Annotated in this window: 22 protein-coding genes; 13 read left to right on the top strand and 9 right to left on the bottom strand. The window is 72.3% G+C overall.

Annotation, left to right across the window (positions count from 1 at the left end):
• Positions 1–198: a DUF1918 domain-containing protein gene (locus ABZZ20_RS14065; protein WP_356869659.1), complete on the bottom strand. Its 198-nt coding sequence runs from the start codon at positions 196–198 to the stop codon at positions 1–3.
• A 60-nt stretch (positions 199–258) separates the two neighbouring features.
• Positions 259–1,245: a DMT family transporter gene (locus tag ABZZ20_RS14060; RefSeq protein WP_356869658.1), complete on the bottom strand. Its 987-nt coding sequence runs from the start codon at positions 1,243–1,245 to the stop codon at positions 259–261.
• Here ABZZ20_RS14060 and ABZZ20_RS14055 point away from each other — a divergent pair.
• The 4 genes from ABZZ20_RS14055 to ABZZ20_RS14040 all read left to right on the top strand — a co-directional run bounded on the left by ABZZ20_RS14055 (position 1,244) and on the right by ABZZ20_RS14040 (position 4,772).
• Positions 1,244–2,743 carry a PLP-dependent aminotransferase family protein gene (locus ABZZ20_RS14055; RefSeq protein WP_356869657.1) on the top strand — a complete coding sequence of 500 codons (1,500 nt, stop codon included), beginning with the start codon at positions 1,244–1,246 and terminating at the stop codon, positions 2,741–2,743. The two genes, ABZZ20_RS14060 and ABZZ20_RS14055, sit on opposite strands and share 2 nt — an antisense overlap.
• A 31-nt stretch (positions 2,744–2,774) precedes the next feature.
• Complete coding sequence (locus ABZZ20_RS14050) at positions 2,775–3,350, top strand: histidine phosphatase family protein (RefSeq protein WP_356869656.1); 576 nt, start codon at positions 2,775–2,777, stop codon at positions 3,348–3,350.
• Positions 3,351–3,463: 113 nt separating this feature from the next.
• Positions 3,464–4,225: an N-acetyltransferase gene (locus tag ABZZ20_RS14045; protein WP_356869655.1), complete on the top strand. Its 762-nt coding sequence runs from the start codon at positions 3,464–3,466 to the stop codon at positions 4,223–4,225.
• Positions 4,226–4,400: 175 nt separating this feature from the next.
• Complete coding sequence (locus ABZZ20_RS14040; protein WP_356869654.1) at positions 4,401–4,772, top strand: hypothetical protein; 372 nt, start codon at positions 4,401–4,403, stop codon at positions 4,770–4,772.
• A gap of 155 nt (positions 4,773–4,927) precedes the next feature.
• Here ABZZ20_RS14040 and ABZZ20_RS14035 read toward each other — a convergent pair whose 3' ends face one another.
• A complete protein-coding gene (locus ABZZ20_RS14035; protein ID WP_356869653.1) occupies positions 4,928–5,986 on the bottom strand; it encodes a DUF2716 domain-containing protein in 1,059 nt (352 codons plus the stop codon).
• 187 nt (positions 5,987–6,173) lie between these two features.
• Between ABZZ20_RS14035 and argC the strand changes: the two genes are divergently transcribed.
• The 5 genes from argC (at position 6,174) to ABZZ20_RS14010 (ending at position 11,216) form a co-directional block, all read left to right on the top strand.
• Positions 6,174–7,202, top strand: a complete 1,029-nt coding sequence (gene argC, locus ABZZ20_RS14030; RefSeq protein ID WP_356869652.1) for an N-acetyl-gamma-glutamyl-phosphate reductase — start codon at positions 6,174–6,176, stop codon at positions 7,200–7,202.
• 127 nt (positions 7,203–7,329) lie between these two features.
• Positions 7,330–8,487, top strand: a complete 1,158-nt coding sequence (gene argJ / locus ABZZ20_RS14025; RefSeq protein WP_356869651.1) for a bifunctional glutamate N-acetyltransferase/amino-acid acetyltransferase ArgJ — start codon at positions 7,330–7,332, stop codon at positions 8,485–8,487.
• Positions 8,484–9,422, top strand: a complete 939-nt coding sequence (gene argB, locus ABZZ20_RS14020; RefSeq protein WP_356869650.1) for an acetylglutamate kinase — start codon at positions 8,484–8,486, stop codon at positions 9,420–9,422. Before argJ ends, argB begins: the two co-directional genes overlap by 4 nt.
• Entirely contained in the window at positions 9,419–10,618 is a 1,200-nt protein-coding gene (locus ABZZ20_RS14015; RefSeq protein ID WP_356869649.1) for an acetylornithine transaminase, read from the top strand. Before argB ends, ABZZ20_RS14015 begins: the two co-directional genes overlap by 4 nt.
• A 7-nt stretch (positions 10,619–10,625) precedes the next feature.
• Complete coding sequence (locus ABZZ20_RS14010; protein ID WP_356869648.1) at positions 10,626–11,216, top strand: arginine repressor; 591 nt, start codon at positions 10,626–10,628, stop codon at positions 11,214–11,216.
• A gap of 95 nt (positions 11,217–11,311) precedes the next feature.
• Here the strand turns inward: ABZZ20_RS14010 and ABZZ20_RS14005 are convergent, their stop codons facing one another.
• Genes ABZZ20_RS14005 through ABZZ20_RS13995 form a run of 3 tightly spaced genes read right to left on the bottom strand, consistent with a single transcriptional unit; the run spans position 11,312 to position 14,214 of the window.
• Positions 11,312–11,980: a L,D-transpeptidase family protein gene (locus ABZZ20_RS14005; RefSeq protein ID WP_356869720.1), complete on the bottom strand. Its 669-nt coding sequence runs from the start codon at positions 11,978–11,980 to the stop codon at positions 11,312–11,314.
• 33 nt (positions 11,981–12,013) lie between these two features.
• Positions 12,014–12,595 (bottom strand): pyridoxamine 5'-phosphate oxidase family protein, encoded by a 582-nt coding sequence (locus ABZZ20_RS14000; protein WP_356869647.1) that lies wholly within the window; start codon positions 12,593–12,595, stop codon positions 12,014–12,016.
• Between the two features lie 29 nt (positions 12,596–12,624).
• A complete protein-coding gene (locus tag ABZZ20_RS13995) occupies positions 12,625–14,214 on the bottom strand; it encodes a hypothetical protein (RefSeq protein WP_356869646.1) in 1,590 nt (529 codons plus the stop codon).
• A 314-nt stretch (positions 14,215–14,528) separates the two neighbouring features.
• Between ABZZ20_RS13995 and argH the strand changes: the two genes are divergently transcribed.
• A complete protein-coding gene (argH, locus tag ABZZ20_RS13990) occupies positions 14,529–15,959 on the top strand; it encodes an argininosuccinate lyase (protein WP_356869645.1) in 1,431 nt (476 codons plus the stop codon).
• A gap of 89 nt (positions 15,960–16,048) precedes the next feature.
• On the opposite strand, the gene ABZZ20_RS13985 is transcribed toward argH, so the two are convergent.
• Positions 16,049–17,203, bottom strand: a complete 1,155-nt coding sequence (locus ABZZ20_RS13985; protein WP_356869644.1) for a hypothetical protein — start codon at positions 17,201–17,203, stop codon at positions 16,049–16,051.
• An 87-nt stretch (positions 17,204–17,290) separates the two neighbouring features.
• Entirely contained in the window at positions 17,291–17,791 is a 501-nt protein-coding gene (locus ABZZ20_RS13980; RefSeq protein WP_356869719.1) for an HAD domain-containing protein, read from the bottom strand.
• Positions 17,792–17,890: 99 nt separating this feature from the next.
• Between ABZZ20_RS13980 and ABZZ20_RS13975 the strand changes: the two genes are divergently transcribed.
• The 3 genes from ABZZ20_RS13975 (at position 17,891) to ABZZ20_RS13965 (ending at position 21,588) form a co-directional block, all read left to right on the top strand.
• The gene (locus ABZZ20_RS13975) at positions 17,891–18,442 is read left to right on the top strand and encodes a helix-turn-helix domain-containing protein (protein WP_356869643.1); all 552 of its coding nucleotides are present in this window, start codon (positions 17,891–17,893) and stop codon (positions 18,440–18,442) included.
• Positions 18,439–19,992: an MFS transporter gene (locus ABZZ20_RS13970; protein ID WP_356869642.1), complete on the top strand. Its 1,554-nt coding sequence runs from the start codon at positions 18,439–18,441 to the stop codon at positions 19,990–19,992. Before ABZZ20_RS13975 ends, ABZZ20_RS13970 begins: the two co-directional genes overlap by 4 nt.
• 66 nt (positions 19,993–20,058) lie before the next feature.
• A complete protein-coding gene (locus ABZZ20_RS13965; protein WP_356869641.1) occupies positions 20,059–21,588 on the top strand; it encodes a membrane-associated oxidoreductase in 1,530 nt (509 codons plus the stop codon).
• A gap of 5 nt (positions 21,589–21,593) precedes the next feature.
• Here ABZZ20_RS13965 and ABZZ20_RS13960 read toward each other — a convergent pair whose 3' ends face one another.
• Entirely contained in the window at positions 21,594–22,223 is a 630-nt protein-coding gene (locus ABZZ20_RS13960) for a lysophospholipid acyltransferase family protein (protein WP_356869640.1), read from the bottom strand.
• Positions 22,224–22,245: the final 22 nt, after the last annotated feature.

The following is a 22,245-nucleotide window of genomic DNA, read 5'->3' as shown; positions in this document are numbered from 1 at the left end:
TCATGGGGTGGGTTTCGTCGGGTGCTTCACGACGCAGTCGGGTCCCGGGGACATGACGGCCTCGTGGCCGTCCGAGAAACGGACGCGGTAGGGAGGAGTGCCGTTCTCGCCCATTACCTGAGTGATTTCACCGACCCTGTCGTGCTGCCCCACGATCCTGCCGTGTTGCACCAGCTGGTCGCCCTCGGTCGCGCGCATTGCTGACCTCCTCAGAGGCGGTCTGATCCGGTGATAGCAGTTTACGGCGGTTCGTATGGATTAGGCCTGCTGGGTCACGGCAATGCAGACCAGCACCGCGCAGGCGGCGGCCGGGGCCGCGGGCGTCAGGTGCTCACCCAGCAGGGCCACCGACCAGACCAGGGTCAGCAGTGGCTGCGCGAGCTGCAGCTGACTGGCCCGCGGGGCGCCGATCTCCGCCATGCCGCGGTACCAGACGTACAGGCCGAGGAAGGTGGAGCCGGCCGCCGCCCAGAGCAGACCGGCCAGCCCGTGGCCGGTCAGGTGCACCGGCTCGTACGCGAGCCCCAGCGCCGCACCGGCCAGGCTGAGCGGCAGGCACAGCACCAGCGCCCAGCCGATGACCTGCCAGCCGGGCAGGACGCGGGCCAGGCGCCCGCCCTCGGTGTATCCGGCCGCGCACACCAGCAGGGCGCCGAAGAGGTAGCCGTCGCCCACCGAGAGGGCTCCGCCGCTCTGGGTCAGGGTGAAGCCGAGGACGACGGCGGCCCCGGCGACGGCCGCCCCCCAGAACCGGCGCGAGGGCCGGACACCGGTGCGCAGGGCGGACACGGCGGCGGTGGTGAGCGGGAGCAGGCCGACCACGACGGCGGCGTGCGAGGTGGTGGAGGTGGTCAGGGCCAGAGTGGTGAGCAGCGGGAAGCCGACGACCACTCCGGCGGCGACGACAGCGAGGCCCGCCCAATGTGCGCGGGCGGGCAAGGGGACGCGTCCGGCCAGCAGGAAGCCGCCGGCGATCAGGGCGGCGAGCACGCTGCGCACGGCGACGAAGGACCAGGGGCCGAAGCTCTCCAGGCCCCAGGCAGTGGCGGGGAAGGTCAGCGAGAAGGCGATGACGCCGAGGGAGGCGAGCGCGGTGCCGCCGGTGGCCCGGCCGCTGGCGAGGCGACCGCGTTCGAGGCGACCGCCGGGGAGTGGACCGCCGGTGCGACGGCTGCCCGCGGTCCGGTCGGCGGACCTCTCAACCGCTATCGTTGTGCGGCGAGTAGCGCTATTCTGTGCTGTCATGTACGAGCGTAGCAGTGTGGCAGAGCTGGCAGAATCCCTCCGGTCGGAGCTCAACCGCTACTCCGTAGGTGGAAAGCTTCCGTCGAGCCGCGCTCTGGTGGAGCGCTACCGGGTCAGCCCCGTCACCGTGTCCCGCGCCCTGGCGCAGCTGGCGGCCGAGGGGTTGGTGGTCACCCGGCCGGGCGCCGGGGTGTTCCGGGCCCGGCCCCGTACGGCGGAGCCCGCACCCGGGGACACCTCCTGGCAGGAGGTCGCCCTCAGCGCGGAGGGCGCCGGTGACGTGGTGCCCCGTTCCGTGGACGCCTCGGGAGTGCTGGTCTCGCTGGCCGCGCCGCCGCCCGGCGTGATCGAGCTCAACGGCGGCTACCTGCACCCCTCCCTCCAGCCGGAGCGGGCCATGGCCGCCGCACTGGCCCGGGCCGGCCGGCGCCCCGGTGCCTGGGGCCGGCCGCCCATGGAAGGGCTGCCCGAACTGCGCGACTGGTTCGCCCGGGAGATCGGCGGCGCCGTCGTGGCCGCCGACGTACTGGTCACCGCGGGTGGGCAGAGCGCGCTGACCACCGCCCTGCGGGCGCTGGCCCCGCCCGGTGCCCCGATCCTGGTGGAGTCCCCGACCTACCCCGGGCTGCTGGCCATCGCCCGAGCCTCCGGATGCCGGCCGGTGCCCGTCCCGGTGGATGCCGAGGGGGTCCGGCCGGAGCTGCTGGCCGCCGCGTTCGAAGCGACCGGGGCGCGCGTGTTCGTGTGCCAGCCGCTGTTCCAGAATCCGACCGGCGCGGTGCTGGCGCCCGCCCGGCGGACCGAGGTCCTGCGGATCGCCAGGGCCGCCGGGGCCTTCGTGGTGGAGGACGACTACGCCCGGTCCCTGGCCCACGAGGACGCCGGACCACTGCCCGCGACGCTCGCGGCCGAGGACCGCGACGGGGTGGTGGTACACGTGCGGTCGCTGACCAAGGCCACCTCGCCCAGCCTGCGGGTGGGCGCGCTCGCCGCTCGCGGCCCGGTGTTGGACCGGCTGCGCGCCATCCAGGTCGTGGACAGCTTCTTCGTCCCCCGCCCGCTGCAGGAGGCGGCCCTGGAACTGGTCGGCTCGCCCGCCTGGCCCCGCCACCTGCGGGCGGTCGCCGCCGAGCTGCGGCACCGGCGGGACGTGCTCGCGGGCGCGCTGCGCAGGGAGCTGCCCGGGCTGGCGCTGCCCCATCTGCCCTCGGGCGGATACCAGCTGTGGGCGCGGCCGGCCGAGGGCGACGACGCCTTCGCAGCGGCGGCCCTGCGCGCCGGGGTCGCGGTCGCGCCCGGCCGCCCGTACTTCTGTGCGGAACCGCCGGGTCCGTACGTACGGCTCAGCTTCGCCGGGGTATCGGGCGCGGGGGAGCTGAACGAGGCCGTACGGCGACTCCGCCACGGGGTCGGCGGCGTACCCGGCGGCGTGTCCGGCGGCGTGTCCGGCGGCGGGGGCGACGCCCGGGCGGGCAACGCCCCCGGCACTGACGCTTGACCGCATGCGGGACGCGGCTCACCATCTCCGCATGACTGTTCGGGTTTCGCTCGTCGCCGCAGCCCGTGGCTCCTCGCTGCTCGCGGAGCGCTTCGACGACGACCGCCCGTTGGACGGGGCGGGCTGGCGTGCCGTCGAGTCCGCCGCGCGCGGTCTCGTACCCCTGGGCGCCGCCGAGCTCCGCTACTGCTCGCCCACTCCGCGCAGCCGGGCAACCGGCCAGGCCCTGGGGTACGCCCCGCTCGCCCAGCCGGCCCTGCGCGAGTGCGACATGGGCCGCTGGCGGGGGCTGACCCTGGCGGAGGTGGCGGCCCGCGAGCCCGGGTCGGTGGACCTCTGGCTCACCGACCCCCTCTCCACCCCGCACGGCGGTGAATCCCTGCACGCCTTCATCTCCCGCATCGGCGGGTGGCTGGACACCAGGCCCGCCGACGACGGGGCTGCGATCGTGGCGGTGGCGGAGCCCTCGGTGGTCCGCGCCGCCCTCGTGTACGCGCTCAACGCGGCCCCGCTGACGTACTGGAACGTCGACGTCTGCCCGCTCTCCACGATCACCCTGACCGGCTGGTCGGGCTGCTGGCACCTGTCGCTCCAAGCGCCCGCGTGACCCGGCCCGCCACCAACCGGCTGCTCCGACCGGCTGCCCCGACCGGCAACTCCGCAGGCGACTCCGGCACAAAGGAGTGGAGACGCGCGGCAGGCCCGCCCTAGCCTGCGACCATGACCGAGATCGAGATCACCACCATTGCCCAGCGCCCCGAACTGGCCGCCCGTCTCTGGGACATGAAGGACTCCTGGCCGCAATTCGCCCAGAACGACTCCCTCGCATGGCTCCTCTACCCCCGAATGGTGGCGGAGCTCGCGGACTACGTCCTGGTCGCGACCGACGGTGACGAGGTCATCGCCCGGGGCTTCAGCGTGCCGTTCGCACTGCACGCGCCGGGCCGGGACGGGGCACTTCCCGGGCGGGGCTGGGACCAGGTCCTCATGTGGGCCTTCTCCGACCTGCGGCGCGGGGTCGCACCGGACACCGTGAGCGCCATCGAGATCTCCATCGCAGCCCACCGGCAGGGAGAGGGGCTGTCCGGGCGGATGCTGTCCGCAATGCGGGAGAACGCCCGCGCCCGGGGCTTCGCCGAGGTGGTGGCCCCGGTCCGGCCGAGCGGTAAGCCGGCCGAGCCTGACACCCCGATCGAGGAGTACGCGTACCGCACCCGCGAGGACGGCCTCCCGCACGACCCGTGGCTGCGGGTCCACGTACGCGCGGGCGCGGTGATCGACTCGGTGGCCCCGCTCTCGATGACGATCACCGGCTCGCTCGCGGAGTGGCGGGAGTGGACCGGCCTCCCCTTCGACGCGACGGGCCCGGTCCGGGTGCCGGGAGCCCTGGTACCGGTCCGCTGCGAGCTCGAACAGGGCTACGCGGCGTACGTGGAGCCGAACGTCTGGGTCCGCCACGGCCTGGCCCACCCGTCGGCGTGATCGCCGGGCTCCCACCTGGCGAAGTCGCACGCATCAACTGAAGCGCTCGGCGGGCCGTGCTTCCCCGGCGGGGCATAGGCGGGGAGCCGGGGTGCGACGGCGGTGTTCCTGACCCCTGGCAGTCAGCTGCGCGCCGTGAGATCGTCCGCAGGTGACCGACGCTGCTGGTGGGGCAATGACCTTGAGACGGCCGGACGATCGCGCTGCGTCCGCCCTGCGCTTCGCGACGGAACTCGTCGCGTGGGTGGCCACCCCCTGGGCCCTGGCCAGCCGCTCATGGCTGCTGGCCGCCCTGTCCGTGCTGGTCCTGATCGGCCTTCCGACGTTGTTCTCCACCCCGGGGGACAAGGCCAACGTGATCATCGCGGTGCCGGGCTGGGCCACGATCCTGCTGGTGCTGCTCCAGCTCGCCGCGGCCGTGGTCTCCTCGTGGCTGGCCTGGCCCGCCTGGGCGGCGGTCCCCGTGACCCTGCTGGCCGCCGCCACCCTCGTCGCGGAGCGTCGACGCTGGCGGTGGCTGGTCTCCGCGAACCGGCTCGCCGATTGAAGCGCCCACCCGCCGACTGGTGTGACTGAGCGTCACAGTTGGCCCGTCCGGCCAACTACGCTGCTCAGTCTTTGCCGTAACGGGTGCTGCGAAGCCGCTTCAGCTGTTGTCGTGCAAGTGTCCGAGGGGAGCAAGGGCGTAGACCTGCCTCGCGCTCAGCCGCGGCGCCTGACCGGTTCACCGAGCAGGTCGGTCAGCTCCGCCTCGACGGCTGGCAGGAGCGACGTTCCCCAGACGGTCAGGGTCTGCTCCCAGGGATGCCCGAAGGTGCCCAGGCGCAGGTCATGGGTGACGTGGAGGTAGTAGTCCCCGTTGGGGTAAGTGCCGTAGCCCGGGACCGGGGGACGACCGGGTACGCCAACGCGGCGGGGGTCATAGCGGTAGCCGTTGTGCTGCCAGTCCAGCCAGTGCACGAACTCCCCCGGCTTGGTGGCGGCGAGCAGTCCACGTCGGACGATCGCATCAAGCTCGCCAGGGAGGTCCAGGACGAGCCGATGGTGGGAGTGCAGGTTCCAGACGGCTGACGGGGACGGCTCTGTGATCGCGGGCCGGTAGGTCATGCTCGGCTTGAAGTCAAAGTCCGCGTAGAAGCGGTCCCACAGCGGCCCGTCGTCGTGGAGCCAGTCGAGAAACTGCGCGGGACGGGTGGACTCAGGAGTGCCGGGCGGGCGCCAGTGGTAGGAGCGGACGGTGGTGGCCTCGGTGAAACCGGCCTCCAGGAGCCGTGCGCGGAGGAGGCCGTCGGCCTCGGCGAGGAGGGCCATGCCCCGCCAGCTCCTGCGCCACTCGTCAGTGCAGGTCCTGACGAAGTCCGCTTCGTCGCGCGTCAGACCTCCGACCACGGCGAAGGGACGGCCTTCGTCGGCGTGCATCCAGGCCACGCCGACGACGAGACCGTCCTCCAGCAGGACCTCGATGAACACGTCCCCGTCATCCGAGGCGCCGTCCGCGATCATCTCCGGGTAGGGCATCGCGTGCAGGCACGGGGAGCCGACGGCGACCTCCCAGGCCCGCTCGGCCTGCCCGCGCACGGCGTACAGGTTGTGCACCCCCTGCCGTGGCAGCTCTTTCGCGCCCGAGGGCACCTCGGTGGCCAGGGTGTTGTGTTCTTCGGAACGCAGGGGGCCGGCGATCAGCACGGAGCGCTCCCAGCCCGGCGTGAACCCCGCCGCCGTCAGCGCCGGGCCGAGGTCCGGCGAGTCGTGCCCGTACACCTTCCACTCCGCTGGCTCGCCGCGCTCCGCAAACGCCTCCCGCTGTCGGCGCACCAGCACGGCAAGGGGAAGAGACTCCCCGTGCTCCCGCTGCGGGCAGTCACAAACTGGTAGCGGCCTGGGCCCTGCGGGCTTTGCATAAAAGTGCGGGGGTACGTATAGTCATGCCATCGAGGAGGAGGGTCCGATGGTGGTACGTGTAGCGGTGGCCGGAGCGAGCGGGTACGCGGGCGGAGAGGTCCTGCGTCTGCTGCTCTCGCACCCCGAGGTGGAGATCGGCGCCCTGACCGGGAACTCCAACGCCGGACAGCTCTTCGGCAGCCTCCAGCCGCACCTCGTTCCGCTCGCGGGACGGACCCTGGAGGCGACCACGCCCGAGGCCCTCGCCGGCCACGACGTCGTGTTCCTCGCGCTGCCGCACGGGCAGTCCGCCGCCGTCGCCGCCCAGCTCGGCGAGGACGTCCTCGTCGTCGACATGGGCGCCGACCACCGGCTCAAGGACTCCGCCGACTGGGACGCGTTCTACGGAGCCCCGCACGCCGGAACCTGGCCCTACGGGCTTCCCGAGCTGCCCGGTGGCCGTGCCGCGCTGGAGGGTGCCAAGCGCATCGCGGTGCCCGGATGCTTCCCGACCGCCGTCTCCCTCGCCCTGTTCCCCGCCTACGCGGCGCAGCTGGCCGAGCCGGAGGCCGTGATCGTCGCGGCCACCGGCACCTCCGGCGCCGGCAAGGCGCTCAAGCCGCACCTGCTCGGCTCCGAGGTGATGGGGTCCGTGAGCCCGTACGGAGTGGGCGGCGGGCACCGGCACACTCCCGAGATGGTGCAGAACCTGAGCCCGCTGGCGGGGCAGCGCGTTTCCGTGTCCTTCACGCCGACCCTCGTGCCCATGGCCCGCGGCATCCTTGCGACCTGCTCCGCCAAGGCGCTCCCCGGCACCACCGCCGACGCGGTCCGGGCAGCGTACGAGAAGGCCTACGCGGACGAGCCCTTCGTCCACCTGCTGCCCGAGGGGCAGTGGCCGGCGACCTCGTCCGTCCACGGTTCCAACGCCGTTCAGATCCAGGTCGCGTACGACGGGTCCGCACAGCGGATCATCGCGATCAGCGCCATCGACAACCTCACCAAGGGCACCGCCGGTGGCGCGGTGCAGAGCATGAACATCGCCCTCGGCTTCCACGAGGGCCTGGGTCTCTCCACGATCGGTATCGCTCCATGAGCGGGGGACACCTCCCGGCGGAAGCCGGGGGAGCACGCCCGGCCGACGGGCCGAAGACGAACATGACGACAACGATGACCGCCGTACGACCGCTCCGCGCGGGCGGAGAAGTGAACGAGGAGACGCAGTGAGTGTCACGGCAGCACAGGGATTCACGGCCGCGGGCATCGCGGCCGGGATCAAGGCGAACGGCAACCCGGACCTGGCCCTCGTGGTTAACAACGGGCCGCGCCTGGCCGCAGCGGGCGTCTTCACCTCCAACCGCGTCAAGGCCGCGCCCGTGCTCTGGTCCGAGCAGGTGCTGCGCGGCGGCACGGTCAGCGCGGTCGTCCTGAACTCCGGCGGCGCCAACGCCTGCACCGGCCCCAAGGGCTTCCAGGACACCCACGCCACCGCAGAGAAGGTGGCGCAGACGCTCGGCGGCGAGCACAACGCCGGCGAGGTCGCCGTCGCGTCCACCGGCCTGATCGGCGTCCAGCTCCCGATGGACAAGCTGCTGCCGGGCATCGAGACCGCCGCGCTGGCCCTCTCCGAGGACGGCGGCGAGGCCGCCGCCATCGCCATCAAGACCACCGACACCGTGCACAAGACGGCGACGGTGACGCAGGACGGCTGGACCGTCGGAGGCATGGCCAAGGGTGCGGGAATGCTCGCCCCGGGCCTGGCCACCATGCTCGTCGTCCTCACCACCGACGCCGACGTGGACAGCGCCACCCTCGACCGGGCGCTGCGCTCCGCCACCCGCACCACCTTCGACCGGGTCGACTCCGACGGCTGCATGTCCACCAACGACACGGTGCTGCTGCTCGCCTCCGGCGCCTCCGGCCGGGTGCCGGCGTACGAGGCCTTCGCCGAGGCGGTCCGCACCGTGTGCGACGACCTGGCCCGCCAGCTCATCGGCGACGCCGAGGGGGCCAGCAAGGACATCCGCATCGAGGTCATCGGTGCGCTCACCGAGGACGACGCGGTCGAGGTCGGCCGGTCCATCGCCCGCAACAACCTGCTCAAGTGCGCCATCCACGGAGAGGACCCGAACTGGGGTCGGGTGCTCTCCGCCATCGGCACCACCCAGGCCGCCTTCGACCCGGACCGGCTGAACGTCGCCATCAACGGCGTCTGGGTCTGCAAGAACGGCTCGGTCGGGGAGGACCGCGACCTGGTCTCGATGAAGGACCGCGAGGTCCGCATCACCGCAGACCTGTCCAACGGCAGCGAGTCGGCCGTGATCTGGGGCAACGACCTGACCGCCGAGTACGTCCACGAGAACAGCGCCTACTCCTCATGAGCAACGAGAAGGCCGGCCAGCCCGGTACCGGAACCGCGCGCAAGCACACGGCGCTGCCCAAGGCGGAGATCCTCATCGAGGCCCTGCCCTGGCTGACCCGCCACAACGGCAAGGTCGTCGTCATCAAGTTCGGCGGCAACGCCATGGTCGACGAGGACCTGAAGGCCGCCTTCGCCCAGGACGTCGTCTTCCTGCGCCAAGCGGGCCTGAAGCCCGTCGTGGTGCACGGCGGCGGCCCCCAGATCAATGCCCAGCTCGACAAGCAGGGCCTGGTCAGCGAGTTCAAGGCGGGCCTGCGCGTGACCACTCCCGAGGCCATGGACGTCGTACGGATGGTCCTGGCGGGGCAGGTCCAGCGCGAACTGGTCGGCCTGCTCAACCAGCACGGCCCGCTCGCCGTGGGCCTGACCGGCGAGGACGCCCACACCATCACCGCCACCCAGCACACCCCGGAGATCGACGGCGAACTCGTCGACATCGGCCGGGTCGGCGAGATCACCGCCATCGACACCGGCGCGATCGAGGCGCTGCTCGCCGACGGCCGGATCCCGGTCGTCTCCTCCATCGCGCGCAGCGCCGACGACCACCACGTCTACAACGTGAACGCCGACACGGCAGCCGCGGCGCTGGCCGCCGCCCTCGGAGCCGAGACGCTGATGGTGCTGACCGACGTCGAGGGCCTGTACGCGGACTGGCCCAACAGTGACGAGGTCATCAGCCGCCTCACCGTCAGCGAGCTGGAGAAGCTACTGCCCGAGCTGTCCGCCGGCATGGTGCCCAAGATGGAGGGCTGCCTGCACGCCGTCCGCGGCGGTGTGAGCACGGCCCGCGTGATCGACGGGCGGGTCCAGCACTCGATCCTGCTGGAGATCTTCACCGACGAGGGAATCGGCACGATGGTCGTGCCCGACGCGCAGGGAGGGGACCCCGCATGACCGGCAACCAGGATTACGCCGCCCGCTGGCAGGGCGCGCTGACCAACAACTACGGAACTCCCGCGCTGGCCCTCGTACGCGGGGAGGGCGCCCGGGTCTGGGACGCGGACGGCAAGCAGTACACCGACTTCGTCGGCGGGATCGCGGTCAACGCCCTCGGGCACGCGCACCCCGCGATCGTCGAGGCCGTGACCCGGCAGATCTCCACCCTCGGGCACGTCTCCAACCTCTACGCCTCCGAGCCGGTCCTCGCCCTCGGCGAGCGGCTGCTCCAGCTCTTCGGTCGCCCCGGTCGGATTTTCTTCTGCAACTCGGGAGCAGAGGCGGTCGAGGCCGCGTTCAAGATCGGCCGGCTGACCGGACGGACCCACATGGTCGCCACCGACGGCGGCTTCCACGGCCGGACCATGGGCGCTCTCGCACTGACCGGCCAGCCCAAGAAGCAGGGTCCGTTCCGGCCCCTGCCAGGTGACGTCACGCACGTCCCGTACGGAGATGTCGACGCCCTGCGGGCCGCCGTCACCGAAGAGACCGCGCTCGTCGTCATCGAGCCGATCCAGGGTGAGAACGGCGTGGTCGTGCCCCCGGCCGGGTACCTGAGGGCCGCCCGCGAGATCACCCGGGCCACCGGCGCCCTGCTCGTCCTGGACGAGGTGCAGACCGGCATCGGGCGGTGCGGCCACTGGTTCGAGCACCAGGCCCACGAGGGCGTCGAACCCGATCTCGTCACACTCGCGAAGGGACTGGGCGGCGGCCTACCGATCGGCGCCGTGGCTGCCTTCGGGCCCGCCGCGGACCTGCTCCAGCCCGGCCAGCACGGCACCACCTTCGGCGGGAACCCGGTCGCGTGCGCCGCCGGCCTCGCCGTCATCGACACCATCGCCGCCGAAGGCCTGCTCGACCGGGTCAAGGTCCGGGGGGAGCAGCTGCGGTCCGGAATCGAGGCCGCCGGGCACCCGCTGGTCTCTCATGTCCGTGGCGAGGGCCTTCTCCTGGGTATCGTGCTGACCGGGCCGTTCGCCGCGCAGGTGCAGCAGGCGGCCCAGGATGCCGGCTTCCTGGTCAACGCGCCCGCCCCCGACGTCGTACGGCTCATGCCCCCGTACGTCCTCTCGGAGGCAGAGGCGGACGCGTTCGTCCGGGCCCTGCCCGGCATCCTCGACGCAGCCAACGGGGACGGACACACCGGGGAATGAGACGACGATGAGCCACGCGCAGGACCACGAGCCGTGGGGGCCCAACCGGCGGGGGGCACCCCCGGCGGTAGCCGGGGGAGAGTCCGGGGGAGGGCCTTCCGTTCCGCAGACCCGCACCGCCCGCCACCGCCGGATCGTGGACATCCTCAACCGGCAGCCGGTCCGTTCCCAGAGCCAGCTGGCCAAGCTGCTCGCCGACGACGGGTTGAGCGTCACCCAGGCGACGCTCTCCCGCGACCTCGACGAGCTGGGCGCGGTGAAGATCCGCAACACCGGCGGTGAGCTGATCTACGCGGTGCCCAGCGAGGGCGGTTTCCGCACCCCGCAGGCCCCGTTGGGCGAATCGGCGAAGGAGGAGCGCATGCGGCGCCTCTCCGGGGAGTTGCTGATCTCGGCGGAGGCCTCCGCGAACCTCGTCGTCCTGCGCACCCCGCCGGGTGCCGCACAGTTCCTCGCCTCCGCCATCGACCAGGCCGAGCTCCACGCGATCCTCGGCACGATCGCCGGTGACGACACGCTGATGCTGATCAGCCGCGACCCGGCGGGGGGCCAGGCCCTCGCGGACCACCTCCTGCGCCTGGCCCAGAAGGAGGGCTGAGCCGCTCCGGCTCCACCCCGCCCCGCCTCCGCCCGGGCGCCGGACCCGGACCGGCCGCGAGGACCGGTACGTGCCCGCTGCCGAGGCCGAGGAGCTCAGTAACGGGTGACGGCGAGCTGCCCCTCCTGCGTGCCGATCGCGATGTGCGGCCGGCGGCGGGGGTCGGCCCAGCGCAGGATCGCGCGCATGGCCCGCTCCGGCACGGAGACGCAGCCGGCCGTCGCCCCCTTCCCGTTGACGTGCAGGAAGATGCCCGCGCCCCGGCCGTGCACCGGCCGCTCGTAGTTGAAGCCGATGACCAGCGCGTGCGCGTACTGCGTCCCGTACGTCACCAAGTGCTCCGCCTCGCCCGGTGCGCAGTCCGCGGGCAGCGGCTCCACCCAGCGGTTGTAGTGGTCCGAGGCGTTGTCCTGGCACCACCACGAGCGGTCCGTCACCCGCCGGTAGCGGTAATCCGTTCCGACGGGGGCGCGCTGGACGCCGAAGGCGTACGGCAGGTCGTAGAGGCCCGTCGGCGTCGTGTTCGTGCCCTGGGTGCGGGTCGCGCCCTCCGTGAGGCCGTTCGCGCCGAAGCGGGCCTCGGCGCTGCCGGCCTCGTACCAACGCCCGGCCCGCCGGTCCCACCAGGTGACCCGGCCGGTCGTGGATCCGGGCCCGGGCGCTACGGCGGTGATCAGCTGGCTGCCGCCGCCCGTGTCGGTGAGACGGGCGGGCAGCGGCGCACACCAGTACGGGCCCTGCTGGAGCAGGGCGGTGACGATCAGTGAGCCGGTGACGAGAGCAGTACGCAGCACATATCAGACGGTACGGGGCGGAAGGGGCAGGGGCAGTGCAGGCAGGCCGTCGAGGCTCACTCCGATGAAGTCCTTCTTCTCGCAGTACTCGCCGAACTCCTCATCCGTCTTGCGGCCGAAGTGCTCCGCGTGCAGGGTGCGCTCCCCCTGGTACTCCATGAAGGGGACGGCGTACCCGCACACGTCCGCGATGCGGCGGGCGTGGACGAGGATGACCGCCCGTGCTCCGGGGCCGTCGGCCTCACCGAACCGGGCGATCAGCTCGGCCCAGCGGGGGTCGTCGCGGAAGACGGCCTCCCCCTCGCCGTGGATGCGCACGATGTTCGGCGGGCCGCTGAACGCGCACCACATCAGGGTGATCCGGCCGTTCTCGCGGACGTGAGCGATGGTTTCGGCCCCGCTGCCGCCGAAGTCGAGGTAGGCGAGGGTCTGCTCGTCGATGACGACGAGCGTTCCCGCGCGACCCTTGGGGGACAGGTTGACGTGGCCGTCACCCGCGAGCGGGGCGGTGGCCGTGAAGAAGATCGGCTGTTCCTCGATGAAGGCGCGGAGTCGGCCGTCAATGCGTTCGTAGAGCTTTCCCATGATCCGATTGTCAGCCCGGAACGGTCGGTTCAGGCCAGGTAATTCCGGTCCGCGAGACCGCGGCGGGCGCGCCACCACCGCATGGCCCCCTCGCGCGCCGCGCGCACCGGCCCCTCGTGCCGTGCGTCCGGTTCCGTGCGGTCCTCCTCGTTCAGCCCCAGGCGGTGGCGCCACAGTTGCAGGACCTCGGGGCGCAGCACATGCGCCGACGCCTCCAGCAGCGCGCCGAGTTCCGCGCGGTCCGCCTGCTTCGCGTGCAGGGTGGCGGACCAGTTCCAGATGGACACCGTCTCCACCGCGACCCGACGCAGGCCCGGGTCGGGGTGCACCGACAGGGCCACGGCGGCCCGCAGGGCGGCGATCCTGCCCTGGACGCGCAGCAGTTGGAATGCCGCCCGCCGGGTGTGCAAGGGCCGTTCCGGGGCGGTACGGGCGGCCAGCGCCCCGGAGTCCAGCTGCAGGGCCGCGGGGCGCAGGCAGAGCGCGGCCTCGCGGGCCACGGATGCCGACGGGTCGTCCAGCAGGGCGAGCAGGGCCGCCTTGCCGGGGGCGGCGTGCAGGTGGCGCAGCCCGGCCAGGGCGGCGGCCCGCACCGGGCCGGCGGGATGGTCCAGTAGGGCGGCCAGCAGCGGTGCGTCGCCGCGGCGGGCACACTCGGCGAAGCCGGTCACCGCATGCGGGCTCACGTGCTCCGGGTCCGCGACGAGCCCGCGGTAGTGCGCGTGGGGGTCGCCGCCGTCCTGGCGCAGGAGCCAGCGGGCGCAGGCCCGGACCGCGCCGGACCGGTCGGCCAGGTGGTCCGCGGCCTCCGCGGCCCGCCCGGCCCGGCGCAGGGCGGTGATGCCGGCGGCCCGGACCGTCGGGGCGCCTGCGCCGAGCAGGGTGTCGATCGCCTCGTCGTCCGGTCCGTCGGCGGCCATCACCGCGAGCGCGGCGTCGGTCCACGTCCGGTTCGTCACCGGATCGCGCTCCGCGGCGGCGTGCCGGGCAAGATCCCGGACGCCGACCGTTCCGGCGGCGACGGTGAGGCGGGCGGCGAACCGTCGGGTCGGCAGGTCGTCACTCGTGCGCAGCCGGTCCAGGATGCCGTCGCGCTGCCGGCCGGTCAGCGAGTTCCAGCTCCATGTCGTCGAGGGCCGCCCGGGGCGCCACCATGCGGCCAGGAGGGAGTACCGGCCGGTCAGGGCGGCCTCCAGCTGCTCCAGCGCCCAGTCGCCGTGTTCGCGCCGGGCCAGCCGCAGGACGAGCGGGGTGAGTTCGGTCAGTGCGCCGGCGGGGTCCTTGGCCACGGCCCTGCCGAGCACCCGCCGGGCCCGACCCCGTACCGCCGGAGCCCAGTCGGCGCACCGGACCAGGACGAGCTGGAGCGGCGGGCGCCGCGACTCGGCGAGCGCGGACCCGCGGACCCGCCCGTCGGGGTCGCACAGCCGGGCCTCGATCCGGTCGGTGCGAAGTGGCTCAGAGGAGGCGGAGTGCAGGCGTCGCACCTCCTTGTCGAAGGCGATCCAGGCCTCCGGTCCGTTCTGGACGAGCATGCCAGCGACGAGGCGGGTGTCCCCGCCCAGCAGCGCCGCCGCCACGGCGTGCCCCTGTGCCGTGTCCTGCCGAATACCCCGCACGCGCCCTCCCCCGGATGTGTGGTGCCGGTCGATCGTAGGCCGCCGTCCGTGCGCCGCGCCTGCGATATTCGTGCAGCTCGGAGCGGTCACCCGGCGGCGCGATTGACGAAACATACGGAACACTGCATAGTTATGCCTGCCGCAGGGTTTCATCGAGATCTCCGGCCTCTCGTCGAAGACCGCGGCGGGGCGCGACCTCGCCTGACCGACCGGCAGTCCGGCCGACAGCAGTACGTGACCGCCTCCCCGTTTCCTCCGCGGTGGGGAGGCGGTTTCACATCCAAAGCCATGCAGTCTTGAGGAGAGCAGTAGCTGTGAGCAGCAACAACGGTGGGGACGTCCGGCTCTGGGGCGGCCGGTTCGCCGACGGCCCGGCCGAGGCCCTTGCGAAGCTGTCCGCGTCGGTCCACTTCGACTGGCGCCTCGCGCCGTACGACATCGCGGGCTCCCGCGCCCACGCCCGGGTGCTCGCCAAGGCGGGCCTGCTGACGGCAGGCGAGCTCGACCGCATGATCGCGGGCCTCGACCAGCTGGAGGCCGACGTGGCCGACGGGTCCTTCACCGGGACCATCGCGGACGAGGACGTGCACACCGCCCTGGAGCGGGGCCTGCTGGAGCGGCTCGGCGCCGACCTCGGTGGCAAGCTGCGCGCCGGCCGGTCCCGAAACGACCAGGTCGCCACGCTCTTCCGGATGTACCTGCGCGACCACGCCCGGATCATCGGCGGGCTCGTCGCGGACCTCCAGGACGCACTGGTCGGCCTCGCCGAGACGCACGCGGACGTGGCCATGCCGGGCCGGACCCACCTCCAGCACGCGCAGCCGGTGCTCTTCGCCCACCACGTGCTGGCCCACGTGCAGTCCCTGTCGCGGGACGCCGAGCGGCTGCGGCAGTGGGACACCCGGACCGCGGTCTCGCCGTACGGTTCGGGCGCGCTGGCCGGCTCCTCGCTGGGGCTGGACCCGGAGGCGGTCGCCGCCGACCTCGGCTTCGAACGCGGCTCGGTCGGCAACTCGATCGACGGCACGGCCTCGCGCGACTTCGTCGCCGAGTTCGCCTTCATCACCGCGATGATCGGGATCAACCTGTCCCGGATCGCGGAGGAGATCATCATCTGGAACACGAAGGAGTTCTCCTTCGTGACGCTGCACGACGCCTTCTCCACCGGGTCGTCGATCATGCCGCAGAAGAAGAACCCGGACATCGCAGAGCTGGCGCGCGGAAAGTCGGGCCGGCTCATCGGCAACCTGACGGGCCTCCTGGCCACCCTCAAGGCCCTCCCGCTCGCGTACAACCGCGACCTCCAGGAGGACAAGGAGCCGGTCTTCGACTCCTGCGACACCCTTGAGGTCCTGCTGCCGGCCTTCACCGGCATGATGGCCACCCTCACGGTCAACCGGGAGCGGATGGAGGAGCTGGCTCCGGCCGGCTTCTCGCTCGCCACGGACATCGCGGAGTGGCTGGTCAAGCAGGGCGTGCCGTTCCGGGTGGCGCACGAGGTGGCCGGCGAGTGCGTGAAGGAGTGCGAGGCGCTCGGCATCGAGCTCGACGAGCTGACGGACGAGCAGTTCGCGAAGATCTCGGAGCACCTGACGCCGCAGGTGCGGACCGTGCTCAACGTGCCGGGCGCCCTGGCCTCGCGCAACGGCCGCGGTGGTACGGCCCCCTCAGCCGTCGCCGTTCAGCTGACCGAGCTCAAGGCCGATCTGGTGATCCAGCACGCCTGGGCCGGGCACAAGCGGTAGCGCTCACGCTCGGAGGGGCGGCGGGGGCTCTTCGGCTCCCGTCGCCCCTCCGGCGCGTTCCGGACCCGTGGGGCCTGCGAGCCGCCCGCTCAGCCGACCGGGTGCTCCGGCTCGTAGTTGGTCAGCACGCAGCCTTCGACCTGGGCCTTCTCCAGCCGGTAGCCGGACGGGGCGGAGAAGCCCGGCACGCAGTTCAGGTAGAGGAACTGCTGCTGGTACAAGCCGAAGCGGGCCGTGGGGCTGTTGGTCTCCACCGCGATGTTCTCGCCGACGAGCAGCAGGCTCGCGGTGCGCCGCAGCTTGCCGTCGTCCTTCAGATCGGCCTGCTGCGCGGCCTTCGCCTTGGTCTGCATCTTCTTCATGTCGCCCACGGTGTCGAGCCAGTTGAGGTCGTGGGCGCGCTGTGCACCCGCCGGCTCCCCGCACAGGCCGCGCCCGGTCACGCCCCAGCCGAGCGGATCGCCCGTCACCACCGGTGCGTAGTCGATCGACTCGATCGCCACCGTGGCGGGGTCGGTGGAGAAGTGCGTGCAGTCGACGCTGGACGACACGAGCTTCTTCAGCTCGGCGATGCTCCCGGCGCGCGGCAGCCCGAGGCTTCCCCGGGTGGGCTGGCCGGGCTTGCCGGCTGCCGGGTCCTGCGGGGTTTCCAGGTTCGGGCTACCCGATCCGTCCGTGCTCCCCACGAAGTCGCTGAGGTTGCAGCCCTCGACCAGTGCCTTCTCCCGCTTGTAGCCCTGGGGCACCGGGGCGGTGGGGTTGCAGGTCAGGACGCGCAGGTCGGACCGGACGAGCGCGAGGGCCGTCTTCGTGCTCGTCGGGACGGCGACGAAGCCCTTGCCGACCAGGACGCGGCTCTCCAGGCCGTAGGCGCCGTCGCCTCCGGCGATCTTGTCCATGACGTACTGCTTGTAGCGCGTCTGGAACTCCTTCATGTCCGAAGGGACCGAGAGCACGATCTCGCCGTGCGCGGGCTTGTCACTACAGACCCCGCGTTCGGTCACGGACCACTGGCCGACCTTCGTGAGGTCGTCCGAGGCGAGCCGCGGGTCGCCGGGCTTCGTGCTCAGGTCCTCGCACGAGCTGTACTGCCGCACGTACCGCTGCGCCTCGGCGAGGGGGCCTTCGGCCCCGGTGGACGCCGGCGCCGGAGGCGGGGCGGCGTCCGCGCCGCCCTTGCAGGCGGCGACCGCGAGGAGGCAGGTGAGGGCGGCGGTCGTGGCGAGGATCCGCTGGATGCGCATGGGTCGCTTTCGTCGGACGACAGGACACGGGGGTGGCGTGTGCATGCTAAGGGCGGGGTGGGAGCGTGATCAAAAACCGGGGCGCCACTACGCCGCCCACGCGGCCAGCGCATCGAAGTCCGGCCGGGTCAGTCCGATCCTCTCGTCGATGCGCATCAGCAGTGCCCGCGCCGGGTGGCGCTGTTGCACGTACTCCCGGTCCGCGGCCGTGATGTCGTCGTCGATCCAGGCGAACTCCCGCTCGCCCGCGTACTCCAGAACGTACTGCGTCATCCAGAAGGTCCCCCGCGGCGCCGTCCCGTGCATCTGCGGCCAGTCGATGAACGGGAGGCGCGGCAGGCCCAGGTGCGGGCCTATCCAATCGTTCGCCTCGTCTTTCCAGGTGGTGGCCCAGACCAGCTCGTACGAGCGTGCCAGCGCCAGCAGCTCCGCGCCGTGGGCGTGGTTCAGCCAGACCCGCAGGGGCTGTCGGCGCTCCGCCGCGGTCCAGCCCGTCGGACGCATCCGGTGGGTGGAGTAGCCCGCCGGGCGGCGCTGGGCCCGGGCTGCGTACGGGTTCAGTGGGCCGTCCACGTCGATCAGGAGCATGGGCTTCGGTGTCACTTCGGCAGCTTTCCGTTCCGGGGCGCCCGGGGCACCCCATTCTTGAATGAGACATGAACGTCTCATTCGGGGTATGGTTGTCTCATGGCCATGGATCGTGACCAGGTGCTCCGCGACGCCGCAGCCCTGCTCTCCCGCAAATCGACCGCCACGATGGATGAAGTGGCACGCGCCGCAGGCATCGGGCGCGCCACCCTCCACCGGCACTTCGCCGGGCGCGACGCCCTCGTACGCGCCCTGGAGGACCTCGGCATCCGGGAGTTCGAGGAGGCCTTGGACGGCGCCCGCCTCGACGAGGGCACGGCGGTGGACGGACTGCGCCGGCTGGTCGCCGAGACCGAGCCCAACGCCCAGCTGCTCGCTTTCCTCGTCACCGAGAACCAGCTCTTCGAAGGGGACCAGGTCAACGAGGGATGGGCCCGGCTCGACGCCCGCGTCAGCGCGCTCTTCCGGCGCGGCCAGGAGGAGGGCGACATCCGCATCGACCTGAGCCCCGCCTGGCTCACCGAGGCCCTCTACGGCCTCATCGGCACCTGCGCCTGGGCCGTCATGGACGGCCGGGTCGCCGCAAAGGACTTCCAGTACATGATCATCGAGCTGCTGCTCGGTGGCGCCCGACGGAGCGTGGAGAAATGAGCCGTACCGAACAGCTGACGCGGCGGAAGGGGACGGAGGCGACAAGGATCAGGAGCAGGGGGCGCTGGTTGGCGCTCTCCGTGCTCGTCCTGGCCGTCCTGCTGGTCGCGGTGGACGCCACCGTACTCGGCCTCGCCACGCCCTCGCTCAGCGAAGACCTCAAGCCGTCCGGAACCCAGCTGCTGTGGATCGGCGACATCTACTCCTTCGTCATCGCCGGTCTGCTCGTCTCGATGGGCTCCCTCGGCGACCGCGTGGGCCGCAAGAAGCTGCTGCTGGTCGGCGCGACCGCCTTCGGCGCCCTCTCCGTGCTCAACGCCTACGCCACCAGCCCCGAGATGATGATCGTGGCGCGGGCCCTGCTCGGCGTTGCCGGCGCGACGCTGATGCCGTCCACCCTCGCGCTGATCCGGAACATCTTCCACGACCCCAAGGAGCGCAGCCTCGCCATCGGCATCTGGGGCGCCACCGCCTCCGCGGGCGCAGCCGTCGGCCCGGTCGTCGGCGGGGCCCTGCTCCAGCACTTCTACTGGGGCTCGGTCTTCCTCATCAACCTCCCCGTGATGCTCGTCCTGGTCCTCGTCGGCATCAAGCTGCTGCCCGAGTCCAAGAACCCGGTCGCCGGCCCCTGGGACCTGGTCAGCGTCGCACTCTCCCTCGTCGGTGTCATCGGCGTCGTCTACGCCGTGAAGGAAGCCGCCAGCCACGGGCCGACCTGGCAGGTCTGGGCCGCCGCGGTCATCGGCGCCGGCGCGCTGTACGCCTTCGTGCGCCGCCAGTTCACGCTGGCCGCGCCGCTGCTCGACATGCGGCTCTTCAAGCACCGCGGCTTCTCCGCGGCCGTCCTCGCCGACCTCCTCACCGTCTTCGGGCTGTCCGGACTGCTCTTCTTCCTCTCCCAGTTCCTCCAGCTCGTCCAGGGCCGCGAACCGCTGGAGGCCGGGCTCGCCGAACTGCCCGCCGCCATCGGCGCGGTGGTCACCGGTCTGGCCGCGGGCCGCTACGCCCGCCGGTACTCGGTACGGTCCGTCGTGAGCGGCGGCCTGTTGGTCATCGGCCTGTCCCTGGCCGTGCTCACGGTGATCCACAAGGAGAGCGGCTACCCGCTGCTCGGCGCGGCCCTGCTCGTCGTAGGCCTCGGCGCCGGCTTCTCCTTCACCGTCACCGCCGACGTGATCCTCTCCAGCGTGCCCAAGGAGCAGGCCGGTTCGGCCTCGGCGGTCTCCGAGACGGCGTACGAACTCGGCGCCGCCCTCGGCATCGCCATCCTCGGCTCCGTCGTCACCGGCGTCTACCGGGGGTTCACGGCCCCGGCCTCGGTGCCCGCACCGATCGCCGGCGCCGCGCACGAATCGCTGGGCGGCGCCGTCGAGGCCGCGAAGTCGGTGGACCCGGCCACCGCGCAGACCATGGTCGGGGCCGCCCAGGAGGCCTTCGTGGACGGGCTGCGACTCGCCTCCGGCGTGGGGGCGGCCGTCCTGCTGGCCACCGCCGTCACGGCCTGGTTCCTGCTCAAGGGGCAGCGGCTCCAGGACGGCGTCGGCCACTGAACCGCCAAGGGGCGGCGTACTGAATCGAGTTGACAGCCCGTCGAGGCGCAGGTGACCATCCCCGCGATGGAGATCAACGACCTGACCCCGGCGGAACGCCGCGTATGGGACGCCTTCCCGCGCGGCGAGCGGGTCGACTTCCAGGAGGATCCCGACGAGGACGCCTCCGACGGTGCCCGCTGGGGGCCCGAGCGGACGCTGCGCGCCGAGGTGCTCGCCGTCCTGCTGCTGAGCGACCTCGCCGCCCCCGGCCAGGTCCCCGGGCTCAACGTCCGGGGCGCCCGGATCACCGGCAAGCTCATCCTCAAGTACGCCGTCGTCGAGCACGCGATCCGGCTGCGCGCCTGCTGGTTCGAACGCAAACCCGTCCTGCACGGGGCCCGGCTGCGCGCGGTGTCGCTGAACGACTCGACCCTGCCCGGGCTGACAGCGTCCACCGTCACCATCGACATCGCGCTGCGGCTGTCCTGCTGCCGGATCACGGGCCCAGTCCGGCTATCCGGTGCCCGGATAGCCGGAGGCCTGTTCATCCGGAAGGCCGTCATCGGTACGCCCGACGCCCCGCCGGAGCCCCGGGAGGCACTGGAGCCCCGGGAGCGGCAGGAGCCCCCGGAGCCCCCGGAGACTCCCGAGCCTCCGCTCCAGATCAACCACGCCGACATCGGTACCGACGTCATCGCCATGGACCTCACCGTCCACGGCCAGACGCGGATCAACGGTGCCGTCGTCGGTGGCCAGATCAACCTCGACGGCGCCCGCCTCCTCGCCCCCGGCGGGATCGCCCTGCACGCCGAGAACCTGACCGTCGGCACCGACCTGCGCGCGAACCGGCTACGGGCCCGCGGCATGGTCAACCTCACCGGCTCCCGCATTCCCGGCCAGGCCTACCTCGCCCGCGCGGACCTCGCCAACCCCGGCGGGACAGCACTGCGCGCCTCCAGCTGCACCATCGGCGAACTGTGGCTGCGCCGGTGCGCACCGATCCGGGGGGACGTGAACCTGCGCCGCTCCACCTTCGACCTGCTCCACATCGAGCCCGGGACCTGGCCCGAGCAGATACGCATCGACGGACTGACCTACCGCACCCTCGCCCCCCACCTCCCCGCCGAGCAGCGGCTGCCCGCGCTGGAGCGGGAGGAGGCGGGCTACCTTCCGTACGCCTACGAACAGCTGGCCGCGGCCTACCGCACGGCCGGCGACGAGGCGGCGGCCCGTACCGTCCAGCTCGCCAAGATGCGTCGGCACCGGCGCACCCAGCCCCGGCACACCCGGGCCTGGGGGCTGCTCCAGGACGCCACGGTCGGCTACGGCTTCCGGCCGCTGCGCGCGGCGGGCTGGCTGCTGGCCCTGCTGGTGACGGGAACCCTTGCGTACGGACTCCACCCGCCGAGGGCCCTCAAAGCGGGGGAGGCGCCGGACTTCAACCCGGTGTTCTACACGATCGACCTGATGCTGCCGATCATCGGCTTCGGCCAGGAGGGGGCGTACGCGCCGAGCGGCTGGTACCAGTGGTTGTCGTACCTGCTGATCGTGACCGGCTGGGTCCTCGCCACGACGACCGCGGCGGGCGTCAGCCGGTCACTCCAGCGGCAGTAGCGGGGTCAGGCCGCCTTCGCCTTGGTGGCGTACATGTCCACGTACTCCTGGCCCGACAGCCGCATGACCTCGGCCATCACCGAGTCGGTGACGGCGCGCAGCACGTAGCGGTCGCGGTCCATGCCCTCGTAGCGGGAGAACTCCATCGGCTCGCCGAAGCGGACGGTGACCCGGCCCGGGCGCGGCATGCCCGCGCCGCCCGGCTGCAGCTTGTCGGTGCCGATCACCGCGAACGGGACCACCGGGGCGCCGGTCATCAGGGTCAGGCGGGCGATGCCGGTGCGCCCGCGGTAGAGGCGGCCGTCGGGGGAGCGGGTGCCCTCGGGGTAGATCCCGAAGATCTTGCCCTCCTCCAGGATCCGACGGCCGGTCATCAGGGCCGCGACCCCGCCGTTGGCGCCGTCACGGTCGACCGGGATCATGCCGGAGCCGGTGAAGAACCAGGCCATGGCGCGACCCTTGAGGCCCTTGCCCGTCACGTACTCGTCCTTTCCGATGAAGTGGACCGTCCGGTCGCACACCAGCGGAAGGATCATGGAGTCGATGAAGGTGAGGTGGTTGCCCGCCAAAATCACCGGCCCGGAGCCCGGGATGTTCTCGATGCCCTCCACACGGGTGCGGAACATCATTCTCATGACCGGTCCGACAGTGGCTTTG

Source organism: Streptomyces sp. NPDC006430, assembly GCF_040612395.1.
Classification (GTDB): domain Bacteria; phylum Actinomycetota; class Actinomycetes; order Streptomycetales; family Streptomycetaceae; genus Streptomyces.
Note: the sequence above shows the minus strand (reverse complement) of the source record. Positions and strands in the feature narration are given on the sequence as shown.